This is a genomic window from Frankia sp. CeTa3Moorea (assembly GCF_978021225.1).
In genome coordinates, this window is the sequence record NZ_CDXDOR010000019.1 from 44,664 (window position 1) to 52,477 (window position 7,814).

Below are 7,814 nucleotides of genomic sequence, written 5' to 3' on the forward strand. Positions count from 1 at the left end.
AGCTCGGGCCGCTCGGACCACATCGTGGCAGGGTCGACGGTGAGCGGGTTCGCTGTCGGCCTCATAGTGCCCCTACGCCCGGGGGTGGGGACCCAGCCAGGCAGGTTGGCCGGGAGGTGGGACCGGACCCGCCCCTACGGTGGCGCGGGCCACTTGTCCGGGTGGCGTGAGCCACTCGTCCCATACGTTGCTGGTCGGTACGAGCAGGCTCGCCCGCGATAGTGGGTGCCAGATGGAGGATAGTGTGAGAATTGCGATCGGTGGAGCGATCACGCTGATTGCTCTCGCGGTTGCCGGGCGCCGGGTTTTCTGGCTGTTCCGGCTGATCAGGTCCGGCCAGCCGGCCGAGGGCCGGCTCGACGACCTGCCGACCCGCGTCTGGACGGAGATCAGCGAGGTCGGGGGGCAGCGCAAGCTGCTGAAGTGGTCGGTGCCCGGGGCGGCCCACTTCTTCACCTTCTGGGGCTTCACGATCCTGCTGCTGACCGTCATCGAGGCCTACGGCGGCCTGTTCGACGACGACTTCCACATCCCGGGATTCGGGCACTGGGCGGCCATCGGCTTCCTCGAGGACTTCTTCGCCGTGGCGGTCCTCGCCGGCCTGGCCGCCTTTACGATCATCCGGTTGAAGGACGCCCCGGCGCGGCTGGAGCGCAAGTCGCGATTCTACGGCTCGCACACCGGGCCGGCCTGGGTCATCCTCGGTCTGATCACCGCCGTCATCGTGACACTGTTGATCTGCCGTGGTGCCCAGTACAACACCGGCAACCTCCCGCAGGGCCAGACGAAGTGGGCCTTCGCGTCCTACGCCGTGAGCCGCATCTTCTCCGGCCTCTCCCACGAGGTGAACGAGGGCATCGAGACGGCCTTCCTACTGCTCAACATTGCGGTGATCATGGGCTTCTCAGTGCTGGTGGTCTACTCGAAGCACCTGCACATCGGCCTGGCTCCGATCAACGTCGTGCTCAAGCGCCAGCCGGTGGCCCTCGGCCCGCTGGCCACCACCCCCGACATCGAGAAGCTGATGGAGGAGGACGAGCCGGTCGTCGGCGTCGGCAAGGTCGAGGACTTCTCCTGGAAGGCCATGCTCGACTTCGCCACCTGCACCGAGTGCGGGCGGTGCCAGAGCCAGTGCCCGGCGTGGAACACTGGCAAGCCGCTGTCACCGAAGTTGTTGATCATGGATCTGCGTGACCACCTCTTCGCCAAGGCGCCCTACCTGCTGTCCACCGGGGGCGCGGCGGAGGGCGAGGAGGCGCCGAAGGCGGTCACCGGGATCGCCGAGGACGCCTCCGACTCCCACACCGTGCACCATGTGCCCGAGTCCGGCTTCGGCCGGGTGCCGCAGCCCGGTCAGCCGCAGGTCGACCGGCCGCTGGTCGGCACCGAGGAGGAGGGCGGGGTCATTGATCCCGACGTCCTGTGGTCGTGCACCAACTGCGGCGCGTGCGTTGAACAGTGTCCGGTGGACATCGAGCATGTCGACCACATCGTCGACATGCGTCGCTACCAGGTGATGATCGAGTCGGCGTTCCCGTCCGAGGCCGGCGTCATGCTGCGCAACCTCGAGAACAACGGCAACCCGTGGGGCGTCTCGCCGCGGACCCGCACCGAGTGGACCGAGGGCCTGCCCTTCGAGGTGCGTGTCCTCGGCGACGGTGAGCAGATCCCCGACGACGTCGAGTACCTGTACTGGGTCGGCTGCGCCGGGGCGATCGAGGACCGCGCCAAAAAGGTCGCGCGGGCCTTCGCGGAGCTCCTGCACACCGCCGGGGTCGAGTTCGCGATCCTCGGTACGAACGAGTCCTGCACCGGAGACCCGGCGCGCCGGCTCGGCAACGAGTACCTGTACCAGGAGATGGCCAAGGCGAACATCGAGCTGCTGAACGCCACGGGCGTCAAGAAGATCGTTGCCACCTGCCCGCACTGCTTCAACAGCCTCGCCCGGGAGTACTCGGCCCTCGGCGGTCAGTACGAGGTCGTCCACCACACTCAGCTGCTCGGCAAACTGGTCGAGGAGCGCAAGCTGGTGCCGGTGACCCGGGTGGAGTCGTCGGTCACCTACCACGACCCCTGCTTCCTCGGGCGGCACAACAAGGTCTACACCCCGCCGCGGGAGATCCTGGCGGCAATCCCGGGCATCCGGGGCCAGGAGATGCACCGCTGCAAGGACCGCGGCTTCTGCTGCGGTGCCGGCGGCGCGCGGATGTGGATGGAGGAGAAGATCGGTAAGCGGGTCAACGTGGACCGGATGGAGGAGGCCCTCGGCCTCGACCCGGACGTCGTGTCCACCGCCTGCCCGTTCTGCATCGTGATGCTCACCGACGCCGTCACCGAGAAGAAGCTGAGCGGAGAGGCGAAGGACGGCGTCGAGGTGCTCGACGTCTCCCAGCTCCTGGCCCGTTCGCTGGCGCCGGCGGCGCCAGCGGCTCCGACCGAGGCGTCCGCCGAGCCTGTCGGCTAGATTGTGCCCTTGCCTTTCCAGAAGGATAAATCGAACATGAAACCCTCTGGAAAGGCAAGGAAGCTGAAAGGCAAGGAAGAAGGAAGTCAGCCTGGGGGGATCTCCCCGTTCGGGACCGGTGCGCGGGTGAAGTCCCGGTAGGCCCTCGACGGAGTCGGGCCGCGCTGGCCCTGGTAGCGCGAGCCGTAGATGGTCGAGCCGTACGAGTGCTCGGCCGGCGAGGACAGCCGGAACAGGCAGAGCTGGCCGATCTTCATGCCGGGCCAGAGTTTGATCGGCAGCGTCGCCACGTTCGACAGTTCCAGCGTGACGTGCCCGGAGAAGCCGGGGTCGATGAAGCCCGCCGTCGAGTGCGTGAGCAGCCCGAGCCGGCCGAGACTCGACTTCCCTTCCAGCCGGCCGGCGAGATCGTCGGGCAGGGTGACGATCTCCAGCGTCGAGCCGAGGACGAACTCGCCCGGATGCAGGACGAACGGCTCGTCGCCCTCCGGGGCGATGAGCTCGGTGAGATCCTCCTGCTCGAGAGAGGGATCGATGTGGCTGTACCGGTGATTGGCGAAGACCCGGAACCAGCAGTCCAGCCGTAGGTCGATGCTGGACGGCTGGATGAGGCCAGGGTCGTGGGGGTCGAGACGGATCCGGCCCGTGGCGATCTCGGTCCGGATGTCCCGGTCGGACAACAGCACGTCCCGGACGTTAGAGCATGAGCGGTTGATCTTCACCCTCCACCCGGAGGTTGATCTTTACCGTCCACCCGGAGGAGGACGGGGCCGCGTGGAAGAGTGAGACGGAGCGTGACCCGGGTAGGAGGCACGTGGCCGGTCGATGAATACCCGGCCGGACGGGTGGGTGCTCCCGGGGAAGGCTGGGGCGGAAGGGACAGGCGGGACGGATGCTCGGGCTACCCGATCACATCGAGGCATGTCTGTTCGACCTGGATGGCGTGCTGACGAACACTGCGACGATCCACGCGGCCGCGTGGAAAGAGATGTTCGACGATTTCCTGGAGAACTGGGCCAAGCGGTCGGGAGGGCCGTTCGTCCCCTTCGACCTCGAGCATGACTATGCCGAGTGCGTTGACGGCCGGCCCAGGATCGACGGAGTGCGAGCCTTTCTCGACGCCCGTCACATCAGGCTTCCCGACGGAAAACCGGACGACCCGCCGTCCGCGCTCACCGTGCATGGGCTGTCCAACCGGAAGAATTTCCTCCTGCTGGGACGGCTTAGGAGGGACAGTGTGGACATCTACCCCGGCTCGGTGACGTACCTGCGGGAACTGGCCGCGCGGGGGATCCCCCGCGCGGTCGTCTCCTCCAGCGCCAACTGCGCCGAGGTGTTGAAGGCGACCGGGCTTGACGCCCTCGTCGACGGAGCGGTGGACGGCATCGTCGCCGCCCGTGACCATCTCGCCGGAAAGCCAGCGCCCGACACCTTCCTCGCCGGCGCCCGGCTGCTCGGGGTGCCGCCGCGGCGGGCGGCGGTGTTTGAGGACGCCCTGGCCGGCGTCGAGGCGGGGCGGGCCGGCGGGTTCGGCTGGATCGTGGGGGTCGACCGGGTGGGGCACGCCGCAGCGTTGCGCGCCCACGGGGCCGACATCGTGGTAAACGACCTGGCGGACCTGCTCGGCCACGGCTCCGGGCCCGGCCCCGCATGATCGACAAAGCGTCTTATCTGATCGAGCCGTGGTCCATCCAGGAGTCCGGTCTCGACATCTCCGATCTGGGCCGGTCCGAGTCATTGTTCGCCCTGTCCAACGGCCATATCGGGCTTCGGGGAAACCTCGACGAGGGCGATCCGCACGGCCTGCCGGGCACCTACCTGAACTCGGTCCACGAGCTGCGGCCCCTGCCCTATGCCGAGGCCGGCTATGGATATCCCGAGTCCGGCCAGACGGTCATCAACGTCACCAACGGCAAGGTGATCCGTCTACTCGTCGACGACGAGCCGTTCGACATCCGCTATGGCGATCTGCGGTCGCATCAGCGGGCGATCGACTTCCGGGAGGGCGTGCTCCGGCGGGACGTGGAATGGGTCTCGCCGGCGGGGCAGACCATCCGGGTGCACTCCGAGCGGCTGGTGTCGTTCTCGCAGCGTTCCATCGCGGCCGTGTACTACGAGATCGAGCCGGTGGGCGACCCGGCGCGGATCGTCATCCAGTCGGAGCTGGTGGCCAACGAGCAGCTGCCGGCCTGGCACGGTGACCCGCGGGCCGCGGCTGCGCTGGAGTCGCCGCTGCGGTCCGAGCGCCATCGGGCGAGCGGCACGATGGTCGAGCTCGTCCACATCACCCACCGCAGCGAGATCCGTGTCGCCGCGGCCATGGACCACGAGTTCGCCGGGCCGGACTCGCTGGGTGTCTCCTCGGAGAGCGAGCCGGACGCCGGCCGGGTGACGGCCACGGCGGTGCTCGCCCCGGGCGAGAAGCTACGGATGGTCAAGTTCATCGCCTACGGTTGGTCGGAGCAACGGTCCCTCCCAGCCCTGAGGGACCAGGCCGCCGCGGCGCTGGTCGCAGCGCGGCAGACCGGGTGGCCCGGTCTCGTCGGCGAGCAGCGGCAGTACCTGGATGCCTTCTGGAAGCGGGCCAACGTCGAGGTCGACGGCGACCCGGAGGTGCAGCAGGCCGTTCGCTTCGCGCTGTTCCACGTCCTGCAGGCCGGAGCGCGGGCCGAGCGGCGGGCGATCCCGGCCAAGGGCCTGACCGGCCCCGGATACGACGGGCACGCCTTCTGGGACTCCGAGTCGTACGTGCTCCCCGTCCTGACGTACACCGCGCCTGACGCGGCGGCCGACGCGCTGCGCTGGCGGTACGCGACTCTGCCACTGGCCAGGGAACGAGCCGATCTGCTCAATCTGAAGGGCGCCGTCTTCCCCTGGCGCACCATCCACGGCGAGGAGTGCTCCGGGTACTGGCCGGCCGGGACGGCCGCCTTTCACGTCAACGCCGACATCGCCGACGCGGTCGCCCGCTACGTCACCATCACCGGGGACGAGCAGTTCGAGCGCACGGTGGGGCTGGAGATCCTGATCGAGACCGCCCGGCTGTGGCGGTCACTGGGACATCACGACCTCGACGGCCGCTTCCGGATCGACGGTGTCACGGGCCCGGACGAGTACTCGGCCATCGCCGACAACAACGTCTACACGAACCTGATGGCGCAGCGGAACCTCGTGGCTGCGGCGGACGCCGCCCGCCGCCATCCCGACCGGGCCGCCGAGTTGGGCGTGGATGCCGAGGTCACGGCGTCCTGGCGGGACGCGGCCGAGAACATGTCCATCCCCTACGACCCCCATCTCGGCGTCCACCCGCAGTCCGAGGGATTCACCGAACACCAGGTCTGGGACTTCGCGAACACCGCGCCCGAGCAGTACCCTCTGCTGCTGCACTTCCCGTACTTCGACCTCTACCGCAAGCAGGTCGTCAAGCAGGCGGACCTGGTCCTGGCGATGCAGCGCCGGGGTGATGCCTTCACGATGGACGAGAAGATCCGCAACTTCGCCTACTACGAAGCTCTGACGGTTCGGGACTCGTCACTGTCGGCATGCTCCCAGGCGGTGCTGGCCGCTGAGTGTGGGCACCTGTCGCTCGCCCATGACTACCTGCGTGAAGCTGCCCTGATGGATCTGCATGACATCGAGCACAATACCGGAGATGGGCTGCACATGGCCTCCCTCGCGGGAAGCTGGATCGCCCTCGTCGAGGGCTTCGGTGGGCTGCGTGACGGCGGTGAGGTGATCTCGTTCGCGCCGCGGTTGCCCGAGGGACTGACCAGGCTGGCCTTCGGGCTCTGTGTCCGCGGGCGGCACCTGCGGGTGGAGGTTTCCGACTCGACGGCGGTCTACACCGTCCCCGCGGGGCCGGCGATGACGTTGCTGCACCACGGCAAGACCGTCCGGGTGGTTCCCGGCCAGCCGGTCAGCATGGAGGTCCCGCCGACGCCTGTCCTGGAACGGCCGAAGCAGCCCCCAGGTCGGGAGCCGCTGCGCTTCCTGCGCCTCCCCGGGACCGGCGGCCGCTCCGGTGCGGGTGGGGGCGCCAGTGCGGGTGGGGGCGTCGGTGCCGGCTCAGCCACCAGCTTCGGCATCGCCCCGGCCAGCGATCGTATCGGTCCTACCGGCCCAAGCGGTTCCGTCAACAGCATCGACGGCTGACTCCGGACGCGCCGGACGGCCCGGGGCCCCACCCGACCCGGTCCGTCCAGTACGATGCGAATGCGCTACGCGGGCGTAGTTCAGAGGCAGAACACGAGCTTCCCAAGCTTGCAACGCGGGTTCGATTCCCGTCGCCCGCTCCACCGGACGTGCCGTTCTACCTGGTGTTTCGCACCGGGTAGCACCGGTTGGGTAGCACCGATCATGGTCATCGGGTAGCACCACTAATCTAGGCTGTCTCTCGGGTCTTGCCGAGAGGAGTTCCGCGTGGCTTGGATCGAGGAGCGCGCGAACCACGTCCGTGTCATGTGGCGTGAAGGTGGCCGAGGCAGCACCCCGGAGTACGAGAAGTTCGCGACCCGCGCCGAGGCCGAGGTCTACAAGAAGCTTGTCGAGGCCGCCGGGAACCACCGCCCGACACCGGTGGTCGAGGATGGGCGCCCGCCCCGTCCGATCGCCGGTCTCCCGTGCACCGTCGAGCAGTGGGCCGAGTTCTGGCTGTCGGGCGTGTCCGGAATCCGCGAGCGCACCGCGAAGGACTACGAACGCGACCTCCGCAACCACGTCCTTCCCGCGTTCGGTGCCATGGAGCTGACCGCGGTGTCGAGCACGGACGTCGGGCAGTGGGTGAAGGGGCTACAGGACCGGAAGCTCGCCCCGAAGACGATTCGCAATCAGCACGGACTGTTGTCCATGATGTTCCAGGCCGCCGTGGACCACGAGCCGCAGGCGATGCGTCCCGGGAACCCGTGCGCCAAGACCCGGCTACCGGAGGCCGGTGGGGAGGAGATGCACTTCCTGACTCCGCCGAGCTGGACCGCCTGTTGGCCGCCCTGCCCGCGCACCACCGCCCCCTGGTCACCACGCTGGCCCTGACCGGTCTGCGATGGGGCGAGGCCACCGGCCTGACCGCCCGGCACGTCGACCTCCTGAGCACGCCGGGAACGATCAGGGTCCGGCAGTCCCTGCAACGGCAGTACGACGGATCGTTCAAGCTTGGACCGCCCAAGACCCGGACGTCACGGCGCACTGTCACCCTGCCCGCGAAGCTGGTCGACGTCCTCATTCCCGTATGGAGCGACCGGAGCGGAGACGAGCTGGTGTTCCTCACCCAGCGCCGGACCCCGGTACACCACTCGCACTTCTACGGCCGCGTGTGGAAGCCCGCCGTCGCCCGCGCCGGACTCGCCCCCGGGGG

6 protein-coding genes and 1 tRNA gene are annotated in these 7,814 nt (G+C 68.6%); 6 read left to right on the plus strand and 1 reads right to left on the minus strand.

From position 1 onward, the window contains the following. The first annotated feature begins 244 nt into the window (after nucleotides 1-244). Nucleotides 245-2,464, plus strand: a complete 2,220-nt coding sequence (locus AC08OV_RS06070; protein ID WP_476614290.1) for a (Fe-S)-binding protein — start codon at nucleotides 245-247, stop codon at nucleotides 2,462-2,464. Between the two features lie 86 nt (nucleotides 2,465-2,550). Here AC08OV_RS06070 and dcd read toward each other — a convergent pair whose 3' ends face one another. Continuing rightward, nucleotides 2,551-3,150 (minus strand): dCTP deaminase, encoded by a 600-nt coding sequence (gene dcd / locus AC08OV_RS06075; RefSeq protein WP_462188612.1) that lies wholly within the window; start codon nucleotides 3,148-3,150, stop codon nucleotides 2,551-2,553. A 206-nt stretch (nucleotides 3,151-3,356) separates the two neighbouring features. Between dcd and AC08OV_RS06080 the strand changes: the two genes are divergently transcribed. The 5 genes from AC08OV_RS06080 to AC08OV_RS06100 form a co-directional block, all read left to right on the plus strand. Beyond that, a complete protein-coding gene (locus tag AC08OV_RS06080) occupies nucleotides 3,357-4,118 on the plus strand; it encodes a beta-phosphoglucomutase family hydrolase (protein WP_476614291.1) in 762 nt (253 codons plus the stop codon). After that, nucleotides 4,115-6,616, plus strand: coding sequence for a glycoside hydrolase family 65 protein (locus AC08OV_RS06085; RefSeq protein ID WP_476619431.1), 2,502 nt, complete (start codon nucleotides 4,115-4,117; stop codon nucleotides 6,614-6,616). The genes AC08OV_RS06080 and AC08OV_RS06085 overlap by 4 nt, the downstream gene beginning before the upstream one ends. 69 nt (nucleotides 6,617-6,685) lie before the next feature. Further along, a tRNA-Gly gene (locus tag AC08OV_RS06090) sits at nucleotides 6,686-6,759 on the plus strand. A 124-nt stretch (nucleotides 6,760-6,883) separates the two neighbouring features. Next, nucleotides 6,884-7,492 (plus strand): tyrosine-type recombinase/integrase, encoded by a 609-nt coding sequence (locus AC08OV_RS06095; protein WP_476619432.1) that lies wholly within the window; start codon nucleotides 6,884-6,886, stop codon nucleotides 7,490-7,492. Continuing rightward, nucleotides 7,441-7,814, plus strand: a 374-nt coding sequence (locus tag AC08OV_RS06100) for a tyrosine-type recombinase/integrase (protein WP_476619433.1), incomplete at its 3' end; no start/stop codon positions are given. The genes AC08OV_RS06095 and AC08OV_RS06100, both read left to right, overlap by 52 nt.